Raw genomic sequence first — 19,065 nt, 5'->3', positions numbered from 1 at the left:
CGGACGGGCGCCGTTGCGACGGTCATCAACCTCAACTCCTCTTTCGGTACGGGGAGGCTCCACGCCCCGCCGGGCATCGTACACGGCCCTGCTGAACAGCAGTTCAGTGACAGAGTCCGGCCTCGTGCTCGGCGTGGCCGCTCGGCTCCAGCTGGAAGGTGCAGTGCTCCACGTCGAAGTGGACGCCCAGGCAGCCCTGCAGTTCATGGAGCAGCTTCTCGTGACCGATCGAGTCCAGCATGTCCTGGCGCACCACCACATGGGCGGAGAGCACCGGCATCCCCGATGTGATCGTCCAGGCGTGCAGGTCATGCACGTCCAGGACTCCGGGCAGGGCGGTGATGTGGGCCCGCACCTCGCCCATGTCGACGCCCTTGGGCGCCGACTCCAGCAGCACATTGAGGGTCTCCCGGAGCAGCTTCACCGTGCGCGGGACGATCATCAGGCCGATGACCAGCGAGGCGATCGGGTCGGCGGCCTGCCAGCCGGTGGCCAGGATGATCCCCGCCGAGATCAGCACGGCGATGGAGCCGAGCGTGTCCGCGAGCACCTCCAGATAGGCGCCGCGCACATTGAGGCTGTCCTTCTGCCCACGGAGCAGCAACGACAGCGAGATCACGTTGGCGACCAGACCGACCAGGGCGAAGACGATCGTCAGCCCGCCCTTCGTCTCGGCGGGCGTGATGAAGCGCTGGATCGCCTCGAAGAGCAGATAGCCGCCCACGCCGAGCAGCAGCAGGCAGTTGGCCAGGGCGGCGAGGATCTCGGCGCGGGCGAAGCCGAAGGTGCGGTTGAGTCCGGCCGGCCGGTTGGCGAAGTGGATCGCCAGCAGTGCCATGCCCAGGCCCAGGGCGTCGGTCGCCATGTGGGCCGCGTCGGCGATGAGGGCGAGGGAGCCGGAGAGCAGTCCGCCGACGATCTCCATGACCGTCACGGTGAGCGTGATGCCCAGCGCGATCCGCAGCCGTCCCTGGTACGCGGCGGCTGCCGTGCCGGTGGGCGCCGGCCCGCCGTGTGTGTGCCCGTGGTCGTGCCCTGCCCCCATGGGGACGCCTCCCGGTCGTCTCGCGGACTCGGGCGCGGTCGGCCCGAGCACTGCCAGTCAACTACGGGTGGGGGGTATCGGGCAACACGGTACTGAACACCGTTGTCATATGCCCTGACCTGCGGAAATGTCCGCAGGTCAGGGCTGTGGAGTGATCGCGGACGGCTCAGTCGCGGCGCGCCTCGGGGTGGTGCAGGCACCAGCCCTCCCACGCCGACTCGACCATCTCGCGCACCCCGCGCCGGGCCGTCCAGCCCAGTTCCTCGGACACCCGGGCGGCGGACGCGACGGCCTTCGCCGCGTCGCCGGGGCGGCGCGCGTGGACCTCCGGCTTCTCGGGCCGGCCGCTGACCTCGCCGACCAGATCGGCGAGCTCGCGCACCGAGACGCCCTCGCCGCGGCCGATGTTCACCGTCAGGTCGCCTGCACCCTGTCCGGCCAGCCTCCGGGCGACGGCGAGATGCGCGTCGGCGAGGTCCGCGACGTGGACGTAGTCGCGGATGCAGGTGCCGTCGGGCGTCGGGTAGTCGGCGCCGAAGATCCGGGGGGCCTCGCCGCGGGTGAGCCGCTCGAAGAACATCGGAATCACATTGAAGGCGCCGGTGTCCGACAGTTCCGGCGCGGCCGCCCCGGCCACATTGAAGTAGCGCAGACAGGCCGTGGACAGGGAGTGTGCCCGCCCCGTCGCCCGGACCAGCCACTCCCCGGCGAGTTTCGTCTCACCGTACGGATTGATCGGAACACAAGGAGTGTCCTCGGTGATCAGTTCCACATCCGGTACGCCGTACACCGCTGCCGAGGACGAGAACAGGAACCGCGGCACCCCCGCGGCGACGACGGCCTCCAGGAGGACGGTCAGCGCGGCCACGTTCTCCCGGTAGTACAGCAGCGGCTTCTCGACGGACTCGCCGACCTGCTTCTTCCCTGCGAGATGCACCACACCGGTCACGGAATGCTCGGCCAGTGCCCGGTCGAGCAGTGCGCGGTCGGCCACCGAGCCCCGGACCAGCGGTACATCCGCCGGGAGCCGTTCGACGATGCCGGTCGAAAGGTCGTCGAGGACGACCGCCCGCTCACCGGCGTCCACCATGGACCGCACCACGTGTGCACCGATATATCCCGCTCCGCCTGTGATCAGCCATGTCATGCGGATCAGCCTAGGGCCTCCCGTTCGGACCACGCCGGGCTCGCGGGGGCCGGCACTTCCCCTCGCCGCGTTGCCGTCGGTCGGCATGGCTCCTTCCGCAAGCTCTCGGTCCCGCTCGAGCAGGGGAGGCCCCGTCTGCCTCCCTCCTCCGCCTTGCGGTCCACAGCACCGGACCCCGCGCCCTGATTCCAGCCCGATCCAAACGGAAGTCCCCAGGTGCGGGCCATCGCGTTTTGTCAGGTGAGGCGGGGATCGACGATGATGATCGCGGACGGCGTTGCACCATGCCGGTCCGCCCCGAACGGAGCACAAACGGGCAGTGAACTCCGGCCTCCGTTCATCCGATAGCCTCTGCCGACGTGCCGCCGGCCCGCTTCCGGGCCGCACTGTCGCGCCGACCCCGCCTGCACCAAGGAGTGAGTTCGTCTGTCGACCGCCATCCTCACCGGTGCACCGGTACCCGGATCGTCGCTCGCGGACGATCTGCGGTCGCTCGGCTTCGACGTACAGGTCGCCGCCGATGTGACCGAGGCCGCACGGCTGCTCTCGGCCGTCCCCGCCGACCGCCGCGTCGCACTGGTCGACCCCCGTTTCGTCGGCCATGTTCATGCCCTCCGGCTCGGACTGACCGACCCGCGCTTCCCCGCCGCCACTGTGCCCGGCGCGCTCACCGCGCAGCCCGAGGCACGCCCCGCGCTCGCCCGTGCCATGAGCGACGCCGAGCCGTCCGGCGCGGGCGCCCCCATCGGCCCGGGCACCACGGCGACGGCCACCGACCGCACCGTGCCGGGCCGCCTCGCCGTCGCCATGGATGCCGAAGGCACCCCGGTCCAGCGCCCCGAGCTCGGCTCGCTGGTCGCCGCCGTACCGGTCGACGACTCCTCGCGCGCGGCAGCGGAGGGTGCCCTCGCCGGGGTCGACGACGAGGCGGTGCGACTGCGCAGCGCCGTGAAGGCACACGACGGCTTCTTCACCACGTTCTTCATCAGCCCGTACTCCCGCTACATCGCGCGCTGGTGCGCCCGCCGCGGCCTCACCCCGAACCAGGTCACCACCGCATCCCTGCTCACCGCGCTGATCGCGGCGGGCAGCGCGGCGACCGGCACCCGCGGGGGCTACATCGCCGCCGGACTGCTGCTGCTCTTCTCCTTCGTCCTGGACTGCACCGACGGGCAGCTCGCCCGTTACTCGCTGCAGTACTCGACGATGGGCGCCTGGCTGGACGCCACCTTCGACCGGGCCAAGGAGTACGCGTACTACGCGGGCCTCGCGCTCGGCGCCGCCCGCGGTGGCGACGACGTATGGGCACTGGCCCTCGGAGCGATGGTGCTCCAGGCCTGCCGCCATGTCATCGACTTCTCGTTCAACGAGGCGAACCACGACGCCGTGGCCAATTCGAGCCCCACGGCGGCTCTCTCCGACCGGCTCGACAGCGTCGGCTGGACGGTCTGGCTGCGCCGGATGATAGTGCTGCCGATCGGCGAGCGCTGGGCGATGATCGCGGTACTGACCGCGGTGACCACGCCCCGGACCGTCTTCTACGCCCTGCTCATCGGCTGCGCCTTCGCCGCCTGTTACACCACCGCGGGCCGCCTGCTGCGCTCGCTGACCCGCAAGGCGGAGCGCACCGACCGCGCCGCCCGGGCGCTCGCCGACCTGGCCGACTCCGGTCCCGTCGCCCAGATCGTGGCGGCACGGGGCCCCCGGATCCCGGGTGCCTGGAGCGCCCCGGTGATCGCCTTCGTCGGTGCGGGGGCGTTGATCGCCGCCGCTCTCCAGCAGCCGTTCGGCAGCAGGCAGATGATCTTCGCCGCGGTCTTCTACGCGATCTGCTCGGGCATAGCCGTGGCCCGCCCCCTCAAGGGCGCGCTGGACTGGCTCGTACCCCCGATATTCAGGGCGGCGGAGTACTGCACCATCCTCGTTCTCGCCGCCCGCAGCGAGGTCCCGGGAGCCCTTCCCGCAGCGTTCGGGCTGGTCTCGGCCGTCGCCTACCATCACTACGACACCGTGTACCGGATCCGCGGCGGCACCGGCGCGCCGCCCCAGTGGCTGGTACGCGCGATCGGCGGGCACGAGGGCCGCACCCTGGTGGTGGCCGTACTCGCCGCCGTACTCACTGAGCATTCAGCGTTCACCGTGGCACTCACCGCTCTCGCGGTGGCCGTGGCACTGGTGGTGCTCGTGGAGTCCATCCGCTTCTGGGTGTCCTCCGGAGCACCCGCCGTTCACGACGAAGGAGAACCCGCATGATCGGCCTCGTACTGGCAGCCGGTGCAGGACGGCGTCTGCGCCCCTACACCGACACGCTTCCGAAGGCCCTCGTGCCTGTAGGCCCTGAACAGGACGGTGCTGCGAAGACGGTTCTGGACCTCACGCTGGCCAACTTCGCGGAGATCGGCCTCACCGAGGTCGCCGTCGTCGTCGGCTACCGGAAGGAAGCCGTGTACGAGCGCAAGGCCGAGCTGGAGGCGAAGTACGGCGTCACCCTGACCCTGATCGACAACGACAAGGCCGAGGAGTGGAACAACGCCTACTCCCTGTGGTGTGCCCGTGACGTCCTGACGCGCGGCGTCATCCTGGCCAACGGCGACACCGTCCACCCGGTCTCCGTCGAGAAGACGCTCCTGGCCGCCCGCGGCAACGGCAAGAAGATCATCCTGGCCCTCGACACGGTGAAGCACCTCGCCGACGAGGAGATGAAGGTCATCGCCGAGGGTGACAAGGGTGTGCGACGCATCACCAAGCTGATGGACCCGGCCACCGCGACCGGTGAGTACATCGGCGTCACCCTCATCGAGCCGGAGGCCGCCGCGGAGCTCGCCGACGCGCTGAAGACGACGTATCTGCGCGACCCCGACCTCTACTACGAGGACGGCTACCAGGAGCTCGTGAACCGCGGCTTCGCCATAGACGTGGCCCCCATCGGCGAAGTGACGTGGGTCGAGATCGACAACCACGACGATCTCGCGAAGGGCCGTGAGATCGCATGCCAGTACTGACCCGGCTCATCCCGTCCCCGGTCGTCGTGGACATCAGCCGCGGCGCCCTGGACGATCTGGCCGGTCTCCTCGCCGACCAGCGGATCTCCGCCTCCGGCAAGCTCGCCGTCGCGATCAGCGAGGGTTCGGGGCGCGCCCTGCGCGAGCGGCTGGCCCCCGCGCTGCCCGGCGCCCACTGGTACCCCGTCACCGACGGCACCCTCGATTCGGCCGTCAAGCTCGCCGACGACATCAAGGGCAACCGCTACGACGCCGTGGTGGGCCTCGGCGGCGGCAAGATCATCGACGTGGCGAAGTACGCCGCGGCACGCGTCGGCCTGCCCCTGGTCGCGGTGGCGACGAACCTCGCGCACGACGGTCTCTGCTCGCCCGTCGCGACCCTGGACAACGACAACGGCCGGGGCTCCTACGGGGTCCCCACCCCGATCGCCGTCGTCATCGACCTCGACATCGTCCGTGAGGCGCCGGCCCGGTTCGTGCGCTCCGGCATCGGCGACGCGGTCTCCAACATCTCCAGCGTGGCCGACTGGGAACTCGCCCACGAGGTACGGGGCGAGGAGATCGACGGACTCGCCGCGGCCATGGCCCGGCAGGCCGGCGAGGCCGTGCTGCGCCACCCCGGCGGGATCGGCGACGACGCCTTCCTCAAGGTGCTGGCCGAGGGCCTCGTGCTGACCGGCATCTCCATGTCGGTCGCCGGGGACTCCCGGCCGGCCTCCGGCGCCTGCCACGAGATCAACCACGCCTTCGACCTGCTGTACCCCAAGCGTGCCGCGAGCCACGGCGAGCAGGCCGGCCTGGGTGCCTGCTTCGCCATGCATCTGCGCGGTGCGCACGAGGAGTCGCTGCTCATGGCGGTCACTCTGCGCCGCCATGGCCTGCCCGTCCTGCCCGAAGAGATCGGCTTCACCGCCGACGAGTTCGTCCAGGCCGTCGACTACGCCCCGCAGACCCGTCCGGGACGCTTCACGATCCTGGAACACCTCAACTTGTCCACCGACCAGATCAGGGACGCGTACGCCGACTATGCAAAAGCCATCCATAGCTGAACTTCGTCCGGTCGTGCACCCTCCGGGTGTGAAGGACCGGCGCAGCGGCGAGCACTGGGCGGGTCGGCTCTACATGCGCGAGATCTCCCTGCGCGTGGACCGGCACCTGGTGAACACCAGGGTCACGCCCAACCAGCTGACCTATGTGATGACCGTCGCGGGCGTGCTCGCCGCGCCGGCCCTGCTCGTTCCCGGCATTCCCGGAGCGTTGCTCGGCGTCCTCATGGTCCAGCTCTACCTGCTGCTCGACTGTGTCGACGGCGAGGTGGCCCGTTGGAAGAAGCAGTTCTCCCTGGGCGGGGTCTACATGGACCGTGTCGCCGCGTATCTCTGCGACGCTGCCGTACTGGTCGGCTTCGGCCTGCGCGCCGCCGATCCGTGGGGCTCCGGACGGATCGACTGGCTGTGGGCCTTTCTGGGCACCCTCGCGGCCCTCGGCGCCATCCTGATCAAGGCCGAGACCGACCTCGTCGGCGTCGCACGCCACCAGGGCGGTCTGCCGCCGGTCAAGGAGGCCGCCTCCGAGCCGCGCTCGTCCGGCATGGCGTTCGCCCGCCGGGCCGCCGGTGCGCTCAAGTTCCACCGGCTGATCCTCGGCATCGAGGCGTCGCTGGTGATCCTGGTGACGGCCGTCCTCGACACGGTCAGGGACGATCTGTTCTTCAGCCGTCTCATGGTGGCGGTCCTGGCCGGCATCGCGATGCTGCAGACCCTCCTGCACCTGGTGTCGATCCTGGCGTCGAGCAGGCTGAAATGAGCACACCCATGAAGCTCGGCGCGGTCATCATCACGATGGGCAACCGCCCCGCAGAGCTGCGCGCCCTCCTCGATTCGGTCGCCGGCCAGGACGGTGACCGGATCGAGGTGGTCGTCGTCGGAAACGGCGCCCCCGTGCCGGACGTCCCCGCCGGCGTACGCACCGTCGAGCTGCCCGAGAACCTGGGCATCCCCGGCGGCCGCAACGTCGGGATCGAGGCCTTCGGTCCCTCCGGCGCCGATGTGGACGCCCTGCTCTTCCTCGACGACGACGGACTGCTGCCGCTCAGCGACACCGCCGAGCTGTGCCGTCGGGCGTTCGAGGCCGATTCCGAGCTGGGCATCATCAGCTTCCGGATCGCCGACCCCGACACCGGCGTCACCCAGCGCCGCCACGTGCCGCGGCTGCGGGCCTCCGACCCGATGCGCTCCTCGCGGGTGACGACCTTCCTCGGCGGTGCCAACGCCGTACGCACCAAGGTCATCGCCGATGTCGGACCCCTGCCGGGCCAGTTCTTCTACGCGCACGAGGAGACCGATCTCGCCTGGCGGGCACTGGACGCCGGCTGGATGATCGACTACCGCGCGGACATGGTCCTCAACCACCCGACCACCGCTCCGTCCCGGCACGCGGTGTACCACCGCATGGTGGCCCGCAACCGGGTCTGGCTGGCCCGGCGCAATCTGCCGGTGCCGCTGGTCCCCGTCTACCTCGGCGTGTGGCTGCTGCTGACCCTGCTGCGCAAGCCCTCCGGCCCGGCCCTGAAGGCATGGTTCGGGGGTTTCCGGGAAGGCTGGTCCACGGCCTGTGGCACCCGCCGTCCGATGAGGTGGCGCACGGTCTGGCGGCTGACCAGACTGGGCCGACCTCCCGTGATCTGAGAGGCTCTCCTCTGAGAGCATGAGACGTACTTCTTCTCCACGGGACCTGTCCGCTCCGAGCCGCGCCCGCGACTGGCTGCGCATCTTGAATACGAGAGTTTCATCTGGTGAGTGACACAACCCATGATGGTGCGGTCGCCTTGAGCACCCCGCCATCCGCCGACGACGGCCTGAGCGCGGCCGAAAGGGCCGCCAAGTACGGCCTGACGGTGAGCGGCGCCCGGCCAGGGCTCGTCGAGTACATCCGGCAGCTCTGGGGCCGCCGCCACTTCATCCTGGCGTTCTCCAGGGCGAAGCTGACCGCCCAGTACAGCCAGGCGAAGCTCGGCCAGCTGTGGCAGGTGGCCACTCCGCTGCTCAACGCTCTGGTCTACTACCTGATCTTCGGGCTGATCCTGGGGACCCGGAAGGGAATGACCCAGGATGTCTTCATCCCGTTCCTGGTGACCGGTGTCTTCGTCTTCACCTTCACCCAGAGCTCGGTGATGGCGGGTGTGCGGGCCATCTCCGGGAATCTGGGGCTGGTACGGGCGCTGCACTTCCCCCGCGCCTCGCTGCCCGTCTCGTTCTCGCTGCAACAGCTCCAGCAGCTGCTGTATTCGATGATCGTGCTCGCGGTCGTGGCCGTCGCCTTCGGCAGCTACCCGGGGCTCTCCTGGCTGCTGATCATTCCGGCGCTGGCCATGCAGTTCTTCTTCAACACCGGACTGGCGCTGATCATGGCCAGGCTGGGCAGCAAGACCCCCGACCTCGCCCAGCTCATGCCCTTCGTCATGCGGACCTGGATGTACGCGTCGGGCGTCATGTTCTCCATCCCGGTGATGCTCAAGGACAAGCCGGCCTGGATCGCCGATGTGCTGCAGTACAACCCGGCGGCCATCTACATGGACCTGATCCGTTTCGCGCTGATCGACGGCTACGGCTCGGAGAACCTGCCGGCCCACGTCTGGGTCGTGGCGCTCGCCTGGGCGGTCCTCGTCGGCCTGGTGGGCTTCGTGTACTTCTGGAAGGCAGAGGAACGGTACGGCCGTGGCTGACGACAACACTTCGGGGCGCGTCCCCACCGTCATCGCCGACGACGTGCACATCGTGTACCGGGTCAACGGCGCCGGCGGAGGCAAGGGCAGCGCCACCGCGGCGCTGAGCCGGATACTGCGCCGCGGCAAGGGCGAGCCGCGCGGAGTGCGGAAGGTGCATGCCGTCCGCGGTGTCTCCTTCACCGCCTACCGCGGCGAGGCGATCGGTCTCATCGGGACCAACGGCTCCGGAAAGTCGACCTTGCTGCGGGCCATCGCCGGTCTGCTGCCGACCGAGCACGGCAAGGTGTACACGGACGGGCAGCCGTCGCTGCTCGGGGTGAACGCGGCGCTGATGAGCGATCTGACCGGCGAGCGCAACGTCGTGCTCGGCGGCCTCGCGATGGGCATGTCGCGCGAGGAGATCCGTGAGCGCTACCAGGGCATCGTGGACTTCTCCGGCATCAACGAGAAGGGCGACTTCATCACCCTGCCGATGCGGACGTACTCCTCCGGAATGGCCGCCCGGCTGCGGTTCTCCATCGCCGCCGCGAAGAACCACGATGTCCTCATGATCGACGAGGCGCTGGCCACCGGTGACCGCAAGTTCCAGATCCGCTCCGAAAAGCGCATCAGGGAGCTCCGCAAGGAGGCGGGCACCGTCTTCCTGGTCAGCCACAGCAACAAGTCCATCAAGGACACCTGTGACCGGGTGCTCTGGCTGGAAAAGGGCGAGCTGCTGATGGACGGTCCGACGGACGAGGTCCTCAAGGCGTACGAGCGCGAGACCGGTAAATAGCAGGTACTTCGGTCCCGTGGCACCGAGGCGGCCTCCGCCGGAACTCTCCGGCGGAGGCCGCCTCGGTGTCCGGATCGTGGCCCCTGCGGGGCGGTCTGCACGCCCGGCGGTACGCCGGGGACAAGATCTCCTCCCGACGGATGACGTCAATTTCCTTGCGCACGGGGAAGGTTGGCGGAGCAGGGTGCGTTGTTCCGCCGCGCGTAACACCCCGGCGTATCGATGAGCGTTGTACAACGTAAGCTGTAGCGGTGCTGATTCGTTGCAAGTGGGGCGATACCGCCTGGCCATACGGCCCGGAGGTGTGCTCCGTACTCGGTAGAGCGGGCGGCGTGTCCGGAATGGGATGTTTTGGGTCAGCAGTGTAGAACGGGAGATGTGACGGCTATGACGGAAAATCTCCAGCTCCGAGGTGCTCACGCCGTCCCAACGCCGGGCGGTCAGTGGTGACGCCCACCCGGCAGGCGCATCCTGATGCCGTCGTGCCCAGCACCCTCGACAAGGCCGCTGACGAGAATTTCCCGGTAGCCCCCTTCTTCCTGCCGCGAGCCTGGCGCGACGACCTGATGGCCGTCTACGGCTACGCCCGTCTCGTCGACGACATCGGCGACGGCGATCTCGCCGCCGGCGGCGCGGACGCCCGGTACCTCGGCCTCGAACCCGAGCAGACCGACGACCGTCCCGCCATGCTCGATGCCTTCGAGGCCGATCTGCACCGGGTCTTCGCCACCACGGGCGAGGGCCCGCACCACCCCCTGCTGCGCGCGCTGCGCCCCACCGTGCGGCGCTGCGCGCTCACCCCCGAGCCCTTCCTCGGCCTCATCGAGGCGAACCGGCAGGACCAGCGGGTCCGCCGCTACGGGACGTACGAGGAACTCGCCGCCTACTGCGAGCTCTCCGCCAATCCCGTGGGCCGGCTGGTCCTGCAGATCACCGGAACCGCCAGCCCCGAGCGGATCCGCCGTTCCGACGCCGTCTGTACGGCCCTGCAGATCGTCGAGCACCTCCAGGACGTCACCGAGGACCTCGGCCGCGACCGGATCTACCTGCCCGCGGACGACATGGCCCGGTTCCACGTCCGCGAAACCGATCTGGCCGCCCCCTCGGGAGGCGCATCGGTGCGCTCGCTGGTCGCGTACGAAGCGGAGCGCGCGCGGGAACTGCTGAATGAAGGCACCCCCCTGGTGGGTAGCGTCCACGGCAGGCTCAAGCTGCTTCTCGCCGGATTCGTGGGAGGGGGGCGTGCCGCCCTCACCGCGATCGCGGCCGCCGGGTTCGACGTACTGCCCGGGCCGCCCAAGCCCACCAAGCCCAGCCTGCTGCGCGAGGCGGGAGTTGTCTTGCGAAAAGCGCGTAGAGAGGGGTGAGCCGGACCGTGGAGGGACAGACGACGTACATGTCGGCACCGGTACAGGCCGCATACAGTTACTGCGAGGCGGTCACCGGACAGCAGGCGCGTAACTTCGCGTACGGCATCAGGCTGCTGCCGGCCGCGAAGCGACAGGCCATGTCGGCGCTGTACGCCTTCTCCCGTCGTGTCGACGACATCGGTGACGGCGAGCTGGCACCGGAGACCAAGCGGGCCCGGCTGGAGAGCACCCGTGCGCTGCTGGACCGGATCCGCGACGGCGCGATCGACGAGGACGACACCGACCCGGTGGCCGTCGCACTCGCCGACGCCGCACGCAGATTCCCGCTCCCGCTGGGCGGGCTCGACGAACTCATCGACGGCGTGCTGATGGATGTGCGCGGTGCGACGTACGAGACCTGGGACGACCTCAAGGCGTACTGTCGCTGTGTCGCGGGCGCCATCGGCCGTCTCAGCCTGGGCATCTTCGGCACGGAACCGGGTGCTCCGGGCGCCGACCGGGCCGCGGAGTACGCCGACACGCTCGGCCTCGCGCTCCAGCTGACCAACATCCTGCGCGACGTCCGCGAGGACGCCGGCAACGGGCGTACCTATCTGCCCGCCGACGACCTCGCCAAGTTCGGCTGCTCGGCCGGTTTCCACCGGGCCACCCCGCCGCCCGGCGCCGATTTCGCGGGGCTGGTCCACTTCGAGGTCCGGCGCGCGCGCACCCTGTTCGCCGAGGGATACCGGCTGCTGCCGATGCTGGACCGGCGCAGCGGCGCGTGTGTCGCGGCCATGGCGGGCATCTACCGCCGGCTGCTCGACCGGATCGAGCGCGACCCCGAGGCGGTGCTGCGCGGCCGGGTGTCGCTGCCGGGACACGAGAAGGCGTATGTCGCGGTGCGCGGGCTCTCGGGCCTCGACGCACGGTACGTCTCCCGGCGGACGGCCAGGGGGCGTATCTGATGCGCCGTACGGACATCTCGCGCACGATGTGCTGCACGGAAACACGTTTCCACCGGTGGTCAACCCTCTGGTGTATTGACGCGTCCCTCACTGAAGTGGCCCGGCGAAAGGAGGACGCATGACGGACGACGCCCTGGGTTCCTCCCGTGCGGTCGTGATCGGCGGCGGACTCGCCGGTACCACCGCGGCCCTGCGACTCGCCGATGCGGGGCTTGACGTGACCCTGCTCGAAGGGCGGCCCAGGCTCGGCGGACTCGCCTTCTCCTTCCGGCGCGGCGAGCTGACGGTCGACAACGGACAGCATGTCTATCTGCGCTGCTGCACCGCCTACCGCTGGCTCCTCGACCGTGTGGACGGGACGCGCCTGGCGCCCCTGCAAAACCGTTTGGACGTGCCCGTTGTCGATGTGGGGCGGCTCTCGGGACCGCGGCTGGGACGGCTGCGCCGCAACGCACTGCCGGTGCCCTTCCACCTCGCCGCCGGACTCGCCGGCTATCCGCATCTCTCGCTCACCGAGCGGGCGAGCGTCGGACGCGCCGCACTGGCGCTGGGCCGCCTGGACCCGGACGACCCCGCACTCGACACCATCGACTTCGGTACCTGGCTCGCCCGGCACGGCCAGTCGCCGCGCACCATCGAGGCCCTCTGGGACCTCGTCGGGGTCGCCACGCTCAACGCCACCGCGCCGAACTCGTCGCTGGCCCTCGCCGCGAAGGTCTTCAAGACCGGACTCCTCTCCGAGCCCGGCGCCGCCGACATCGGCTGGGCGAGCGTGCCGCTCGGCGAGGTCCACGACACACTGACCCGCAAGGCACTCGACGCCGCCGGGGTGCGCACCGAGCTGCGCACCAAAGCCTCCTCCATCACTCGGACGGAGGATGACCGCTGGATTGTCGACACCGGCGGCGAACGGATCGAGGCGGACACCGTCGTCCTCGCCGTCCCGCAGCGCGAGACCCATGACCTGCTGCCCGCGGGCGTGCTCGACGCGCCGGAGCGGCTGCTCGATATCGGCACCTCGCCGATCCTCAACGTGCACGTCGTCTATGACCGCAAGGTGCTGCGCCGCCCCTTCTTCGCCGCGCTCGGCTCGCCGGTCCAGTGGGTCTTCGACCGGACGCACGCCTCGGGGCTCACCGGCCCCGGGCAGTACCTCGCCGTGTCCCAGTCCGCCGCGGACGAGGAGATCGACCTCCCCGTCGCCGAGCTGCGGAAGCGTTACCTGCCCGAGCTGGAGCGGCTCCTTCCGGCCGCCCGCGGGGCCGGGATCAGGGACTTCTTCGTCACCCGGGAGCGCACGGCGACCTTCGCCCCCGCCCCCGGTGTCGGCCGGCTGCGGCCAGGAGCCCGCACCCGTGCTCCCGGTCTCAGTCTGGCCGGAGCTTGGACGGCCACCGGCTGGCCCGCGACGTTGGAGGGTGCCGTCCGCAGCGGGTTCAGCGCGGCGGACGCCGCGCTCCGGGCGCTCGGCCGCTCCCATGAACATCCGCTGCAGGAGGCGGCATGAGCAGTACCACCGGAACAAGAGGAGAGTCAGTGACCCCGGCGAATCCGGCTTTCGACACCGTGGCCGACACCACGGACGTCACCGCGCTTCTGGAGCGCGGACGGGCCCTTTCCACGCCGGTGCTCCGGGCCGCCGTTGACCGGCTCGCACCGCCCATGGACACCGTCGCCGCGTACCACTTCGGCTGGATCGATGCCCAGGGACAACCCTCCGTCGGCGACGGCGGCAAGGCCGTCCGTCCGGCGCTCGCCCTGCTGTCCGCGGAGGCGGCCGGCGCCGCCGCCGAGGCGGGCGTCCCCGGCGCCGTGGCCGTCGAGCTCGTGCACAACTTCTCGTTGCTGCACGACGACCTGATGGACGGCGATGAACAGCGCCGCCACCGCGACACCGTCTGGAAGGTGCACGGTCCCGCCCAGGCGATCCTCGTCGGCGACGCGCTCTTCGCGCTCGCCAACGAGGTCCTGCTGGAACTCGGCACCGTCGAGGCGGGCCGCGCGGCCCGTCGGCTGACCGTCGCCACCCGCAAGCTCATCGACGGGCAGGCCCAGGACATCTCCTACGAGCACCGCGAGCGGGTCACCGTCGAGGAGTGCCTGGAGATGGAGGGCAACAAGACCGGCGCCCTGCTCGCCTGCGCCTGCTCCATCGGCGCGGTCCTCGGCGGTGCCGACGACCGTACCGCGGACACCCTGGAGGCGTACGGCTACCACCTCGGCCTCGCCTTCCAGGCCGTTGACGATCTGCTCGGCATCTGGGGCGACCCCGAGTCCACCGGCAAGCAGACCTGGAGCGATCTGCGCCAGCGCAAGAAGTCCCTGCCGGTCGTCGCCGCGCTCGCCGCGGGTGGACCCGCCTCGGAGCGTCTCGGCGAACTCCTCGCCGCCGACGCCAAGAGCAGTGATTTCGACAGCTTCTCCGAAGAGGAGTTCGCCGCCCGTGCGGCGCTCATCGAGGAGGCGGGCGGCCGCGAATGGACCGCCCAGGAGGCCCGTCGACAGCATGCGGTCGCCATCGAGGCACTGCACCGCATCGACATGCCGCACACCGTGCGGGCGCAGCTCACCGCGCTCGCTGACTTCGTCGTCGTACGAAAGAGATGATCACCATCTGCTCCATATGACTCGCAGTCGCCGGCCGGTGCCCCTTAGGGCACCGGCCGACGGAGACCCCAGCACAGCAGAGGACCAAACTGCAAGAAGGGGAAGCCATGACAGCGACGACCGACGGAAGCACCGGGGCTGTGAATCCCCGCGCAGCCTCGGCCAGCAATCCGACCGACACAACCATCGCCGCGGACGACATACTGGCCGCCGCGCGGCGGGCCGCGGAACGCTCGGTGGAGCATCTCCTCGGCAGGCAGGACGACCAGGGCTGGTGGAAGGGCGACCTCGCCACCAACGTCACCATGGACGCCGAAGACCTGATGCTCCGGCAGTTCCTCGGTATTCAGGACCAGGCCGTCGTCCAGGCGGCCGGCCGCTTCATCCGCGGCGAACAGCACGCCGACGGCACCTGGGCCACCTTTCACGGCGGCCCCGGCGAGCTCTCCACCACCATCGAGGCGTACGTCGCACTGCGGCTCGCCGGAGACCGGCCGGACGAACCGCATATGGCGCGGGCCTCGGGCTGGATCAGGGAACAGGGCGGAATCGCGGCGAGCCGCGTCTTCACCCGGATCTGGCTGGCCCTCTTCGGCTGGTGGAAGTGGGAGGACCTGCCCGAACTCCCGCCCGAGCTGATGTTCTTTCCCAAATGGGCCCCCCTCAACATCTACGACTTCGGCTGCTGGGCCCGCCAGACCATCGTGCCGCTCACCATCGTCTCGGCGAAACGGCCAGTGCGCCCGGCCCCCTTCGCACTCGACGAGCTGCACACGGACCCCCGTCGTCCGAACCCGCCCCGGCGCACCGCCCCGGCGACGAGCTGGGACGGAGTCTTCCAGCGCCTGGACAAGGCGCTCCACCTCTACCACCGGATCGCACCGCGCAAGCTGCGCCGGTCCGCCATGAACGCGGCGGCCCGCTGGATCATCGAACGCCAGGAGAACGACGGCTGCTGGGGCGGAATCCAGCCGCCCGCCGTGTACTCCGTCATCGCCCTGCACCTGCTCGGCTACGACCTGGACCACCCGGTGATGCGGGCCGGACTCGAATCGCTCGACCGGTTCGCCGTCTGGCGCGAGGACGGTGCCCGGATGATCGAGGCCTGCCAGTCCCCGGTCTGGGACACCTGCCTCGCCACCATCGCCCTCGCCGATGCCGGGGTCAGCCCCGACCACCCGGCACTCGTGAAGGCCGTGGACTGGATGCTCGCCGAGGAGATCGTCCGGCCCGGTGACTGGGCCGTGCGCCGCCCCCGGCTCGACCCGGGCGGCTGGGCGTTCGAGTTCCACAACGACAACTACCCGGACATCGACGACACCGCGGAGGTGGTCCTGGCGCTGCGCCGGGTCCGTCACCCGGACACGGTACGGGTCGAGGCCGCCATCAAGCGCGGAGTGCGCTGGAATCTCGGCATGCAGTCCCGCAACGGCGCCTGGGGCGCGTTCGACGCGGACAACACCAGCGGGTTCCCCAACCGGCTGCCCTTCTGCGACTTCGGCGAGGTCATCGACCCACCGTCCGCCGACGTCACCGGGCACGTGGTGGAGATGCTCGCCGTCGAGGGGCGTTCCGCGCACCCCGCGACCCGGCGTGGAATCGAGTGGCTGCTCGCCGAACAGGACCCGAGCGGCGGCTGGTTCGGTCGCTGGGGCGTCAACTACGTGTACGGCACGGGGTCGGTGGTGCCCGCCCTGGTGGCCGCCGGGCTGCCCGTCACGCATCCGGCGATCCGCCGGGCCGTCGGCTGGCTGGAGTCCGTGCAGAACGACGACGGCGGCTGGGGCGAGGACCTGCGCTCGTACCACGAGGACAAGTGGATCGGGCACGGAGCGTCGACCGCCTCCCAGACCGCGTGGGCGCTGCTCGCGCTGCTCGCCGCGGGACGGCGGGACAGCGGGGCCGTGCAGCGGGGGGTGTCCTGGCTCACCGACACTCAGCGGGCCGACGGATCCTGGGACGAGCCGTACTTCACCGGCACCGGCTTTCCCTGGGACTTCTCCATCAACTACCACCTCTACCGGCAGGTCTTCCCGCTCACCGCACTCGGGCGGTATGTGCACGGAGAACCCTTCGCCGGCCGCCTGGTCACCCACAAGGGGGCCTGATGGGCGTTGGTCCGGGGCCGGCCGGGCCCGCAGCGCCGCTGCTGATCGCCTGTGCGCTCGGCATCGAGCAGTTCGCCCTGCGCAGTGGCAGAAGCAGGGCCGGTGAGGCCCCGGGCCCGGTGACCGTACTGCGTACAGGCATGGGCCCCAAGGCCGCCGAGACTGCCGTGTCCCGGGTGCTCGGTCAGGACCGGGCACCCGGCACGGCGGTTATCGCCTCCGGTTTCTGCGCCGGGCTGTCACCCGATATGCATCCCGGGGACCTGGTGGTCGCCGACGAGACCCGGGGAGCCGGGGACTCGACGGCCTGTACCGGCACGGACCTGCTCGCCGAGGCCCTTGCCCGGACGGTGCCCGGCCGTACCGTCCACACCGGTCCGCTGACCGGTTCCGCCCATGTCGTACGCGGACATGAGCGGGCCGAACTGCGGGCCACCGGAGCAGTCGCGGTGGACATGGAGTCCGCCGCCACCCTGCGCGCAGCCCTGCGGTCCGGACCTCGTCCGGTTGCGGCCGTACGGGTGGTCGTGGACGCTCCGGAGCACGAGCTCGTCCGCATCGGCACGATACGCGGTGGAATATCGGCTTTCCGTGTTCTCCGTGCCGTCCTGCCTGCTTTCTATGAATGGCACCGATCCTTGCTGCTCCCCAGGAGGTGAGCCAGATGGCCATGCCGCTCCGTCAGTCCATCAAGGTTGCGACGTATCTCATCGAGCAGAAGCTCCGCAAGCGGGACAAGTTCCCGCTCATCGTGGAACTGGAGCCGTTGTACGCCTGCAATCTCGCGTGCGAGGGCTGTGGGAAGATCCAGCATCCGGCGGGAGTGCTCAAGCAGCGCATGCCGGTCGCCCAGGCAGTGGGCGCCGTGCTCGAATCGGGTGCCCCGATGGTTTCCATCGCCGGTGGTGAGCCGCTGATGCATCCGCAGATCGATGAAATCGTACGGCAGCTGGTCGCGCGCAGGAAGTACGTCTTCCTCTGCACCAACGCGATGCTGCTGCGGAAGAAGATCGAGAAATTCAAGCCCTCGCCGTACTTCGCGTTCGCCGTGCACATCGACGGGCTGCGGGAGCGGCACGATGAATCGGTCGCCAAGGAGGGAGTGTTCGACGAGGCGGTTGCGGCCATCAAGGAGGCCAAGCGGCGCGGTTTCCGGGTCACCACGAACTCCACCTTCTTCAACACCGATACCCCGCAGACGGTCATCGAGGTTCTCAACTACCTCAATGACGATCTGAAGGTCGACGAGATGATGATCTCGCCCGCCTACGCGTACGAGAAGGCACCCGACCAGGAGCACTTCCTCGGCGTCGAACAGACCCGCGAACTGTTCAAGAAGTCGTTCGCGGGCGGCAACCGGGGCCGCTGGCGGCTGAACCACTCGCCGCTCTTCCTGGACTTCCTGGAAGGCAAGGCGGACTTCCCGTGCACCGCGTGGGCCATTCCGAACTACTCGCTCTTCGGCTGGCAGCGGCCCTGCTACCTGATGGCCGACGGGTACGTCCCCACGTACCGCGAACTCATCGAGAAGACCGACTGGGACAAGTACGGCCGCGGCAAGGACCCGCGCTGCGCCAACTGCATGGCGCACTGCGGCTACGAGCCCACCGCTGTCCTCGCCACCATGGGATCCTTGAAGGAATCGCTGCGCGCCGCGCGCGAGACCGTCTCCGGGAACCGATGACGTCATGACCGCTGGAGAGCCGGTCGCTCCGGGTCTCCCCGAGCTGCCGGCCCGGCCGATCGCGATGCGCCGCCACTCGCGGCGCATCCAGGTCGGGTCGGTGGCGGCGGGCGGGGATGCGCCGGTGTCGGTGCAGTCGATGACGACGACGCGTACGTCGGACGTGGGTGCGACGTTGCAGCAGATCGCGGAGCTGACGGCGTCGGGCTGTCAGATCGTGCGGGTGGCGTGTCCGACGCAGGACGATGCGGACGCGTTGGCGGTGATTGCGAGGAAGTCGCAGATCCCGGTGATCGCGGATATTCATTTCCAGCCGAAGTATGTGTTCGTGCGGGCGGGCGCAGGTGGATGTGTACAAGTTGGCGGATCAGGTCAGTGCGGGTCTTGAGGGCATGGAGGTGCCGTTGCGGGTGGCCGTGATGGGCTGTGTCGTCAATGGTCCGGGTGAGGCCCGTGAGGCGGATCTGGGCGTCGCGTCCGGCAACGGCAAGGGGCAGATCTTCGTGAAGGGCGAGGTCATCAAGACCGTGCCCGAGTCGAAGATCGTCGAGACGCCGATCGAAGAGGCCCTGGAGATCGCCGAGGGCAGGGACGACGCGGGGACGCCATCGGGAATTCCCGCCGTCACCGTGAGCTGAAACAGAACCAGAGAG

Annotated in this window: 16 protein-coding genes and 1 pseudogene; 15 read left to right on the top strand and 2 right to left on the bottom strand. The window is 69.7% G+C overall.

What is annotated here, in order from left to right; genetic code table 11:
- Window positions 1-103: 103 nt before the first annotated feature.
- Both ACF08M_RS13600 and galE read right to left on the bottom strand, forming a co-directional pair.
- The gene (locus ACF08M_RS13600; RefSeq protein WP_392185405.1) at window positions 104-1,045 is read right to left on the bottom strand and encodes a cation diffusion facilitator family transporter; all 942 of its coding nucleotides are present in this window, start codon (window positions 1,043-1,045) and stop codon (window positions 104-106) included.
- A gap of 166 nt (window positions 1,046-1,211) precedes the next feature.
- The gene (gene galE / locus ACF08M_RS13595; protein ID WP_392185404.1) at window positions 1,212-2,192 is read right to left on the bottom strand and encodes a UDP-glucose 4-epimerase GalE; all 981 of its coding nucleotides are present in this window, start codon (window positions 2,190-2,192) and stop codon (window positions 1,212-1,214) included.
- A gap of 426 nt (window positions 2,193-2,618) precedes the next feature.
- On the opposite strand from galE, the gene ACF08M_RS13590 reads away from it, so the two are divergent.
- From ACF08M_RS13590 to ACF08M_RS13520, 15 genes and pseudogenes are all read left to right on the top strand, one after another.
- Window positions 2,619-4,445: a DUF5941 domain-containing protein gene (locus ACF08M_RS13590; RefSeq protein ID WP_392185529.1), complete on the top strand. Its 1,827-nt coding sequence runs from the start codon at window positions 2,619-2,621 to the stop codon at window positions 4,443-4,445.
- On the top strand, window positions 4,442-5,194 hold the full coding sequence (locus tag ACF08M_RS13585) for a sugar phosphate nucleotidyltransferase (protein ID WP_392185403.1): 753 nt from the start codon (window positions 4,442-4,444) through the stop codon (window positions 5,192-5,194). The genes ACF08M_RS13590 and ACF08M_RS13585 overlap by 4 nt, the downstream gene beginning before the upstream one ends.
- The gene (locus ACF08M_RS13580) at window positions 5,182-6,243 is read left to right on the top strand and encodes an iron-containing alcohol dehydrogenase family protein (RefSeq protein WP_392185402.1); all 1,062 of its coding nucleotides are present in this window, start codon (window positions 5,182-5,184) and stop codon (window positions 6,241-6,243) included. Before ACF08M_RS13585 ends, ACF08M_RS13580 begins: the two co-directional genes overlap by 13 nt.
- Window positions 6,221-7,000, top strand: coding sequence for a CDP-alcohol phosphatidyltransferase family protein (locus tag ACF08M_RS13575; RefSeq protein WP_392185401.1), 780 nt, complete (start codon window positions 6,221-6,223; stop codon window positions 6,998-7,000). Before ACF08M_RS13580 ends, ACF08M_RS13575 begins: the two co-directional genes overlap by 23 nt.
- Window positions 6,997-7,881 carry a glycosyltransferase family 2 protein gene (locus ACF08M_RS13570; protein WP_392185400.1) on the top strand — a complete coding sequence of 295 codons (885 nt, stop codon included), beginning with the start codon at window positions 6,997-6,999 and terminating at the stop codon, window positions 7,879-7,881. The genes ACF08M_RS13575 and ACF08M_RS13570 overlap by 4 nt, the downstream gene beginning before the upstream one ends.
- A gap of 107 nt (window positions 7,882-7,988) precedes the next feature.
- The gene (locus ACF08M_RS13565; RefSeq protein WP_392185399.1) at window positions 7,989-8,918 is read left to right on the top strand and encodes an ABC transporter permease; all 930 of its coding nucleotides are present in this window, start codon (window positions 7,989-7,991) and stop codon (window positions 8,916-8,918) included.
- Entirely contained in the window at window positions 8,911-9,696 is a 786-nt protein-coding gene (locus ACF08M_RS13560) for an ABC transporter ATP-binding protein (RefSeq protein WP_392185398.1), read from the top strand. The genes ACF08M_RS13565 and ACF08M_RS13560 overlap by 8 nt, the downstream gene beginning before the upstream one ends.
- 446 nt (window positions 9,697-10,142) lie before the next feature.
- Window positions 10,143-11,063 (top strand): squalene synthase HpnC, encoded by a 921-nt coding sequence (gene hpnC / locus ACF08M_RS13555; RefSeq protein WP_392185528.1) that lies wholly within the window; start codon window positions 10,143-10,145, stop codon window positions 11,061-11,063.
- Window positions 11,064-11,092: 29 nt separating this feature from the next.
- Complete coding sequence (hpnD, locus tag ACF08M_RS13550; protein ID WP_392185397.1) at window positions 11,093-12,013, top strand: presqualene diphosphate synthase HpnD; 921 nt, start codon at window positions 11,093-11,095, stop codon at window positions 12,011-12,013.
- 118 nt (window positions 12,014-12,131) lie between these two features.
- Window positions 12,132-13,520 carry a hydroxysqualene dehydroxylase HpnE gene (hpnE, locus tag ACF08M_RS13545; protein ID WP_392185396.1) on the top strand — a complete coding sequence of 463 codons (1,389 nt, stop codon included), beginning with the start codon at window positions 12,132-12,134 and terminating at the stop codon, window positions 13,518-13,520.
- On the top strand, window positions 13,517-14,620 hold the full coding sequence (locus ACF08M_RS13540; protein WP_392185395.1) for a polyprenyl synthetase family protein: 1,104 nt from the start codon (window positions 13,517-13,519) through the stop codon (window positions 14,618-14,620). Before hpnE ends, ACF08M_RS13540 begins: the two co-directional genes overlap by 4 nt.
- Window positions 14,621-14,727: 107 nt before the next feature.
- Complete coding sequence (gene shc, locus ACF08M_RS13535; protein WP_392185394.1) at window positions 14,728-16,728, top strand: squalene--hopene cyclase; 2,001 nt, start codon at window positions 14,728-14,730, stop codon at window positions 16,726-16,728.
- Window positions 16,728-17,387 carry a 1-hydroxy-2-methyl-2-butenyl 4-diphosphate reductase gene (locus tag ACF08M_RS13530; protein WP_392185393.1) on the top strand — a complete coding sequence of 220 codons (660 nt, stop codon included), beginning with the start codon at window positions 16,728-16,730 and terminating at the stop codon, window positions 17,385-17,387. The genes shc and ACF08M_RS13530 overlap by 1 nt, the downstream gene beginning before the upstream one ends.
- Window positions 17,388-17,392: 5 nt before the next feature.
- Window positions 17,393-18,412, top strand: coding sequence for an adenosyl-hopene transferase HpnH (hpnH, locus tag ACF08M_RS13525; RefSeq protein WP_392185392.1), 1,020 nt, complete (start codon window positions 17,393-17,395; stop codon window positions 18,410-18,412).
- A gap of 4 nt (window positions 18,413-18,416) precedes the next feature.
- Window positions 18,417-19,050: pseudogene (locus ACF08M_RS13520) on the top strand (flavodoxin-dependent (E)-4-hydroxy-3-methylbut-2-enyl-diphosphate synthase).
- The last annotated feature ends 15 nt before the right edge of the window (window positions 19,051-19,065 follow it).

Source organism: Streptomyces sp. NPDC015032 (assembly GCF_043080425.1).
In the GTDB taxonomy this organism is placed as follows: domain Bacteria; phylum Actinomycetota; class Actinomycetes; order Streptomycetales; family Streptomycetaceae; genus Streptomyces.
This window is presented reverse-complemented; position numbering and strand designations above follow the sequence as displayed.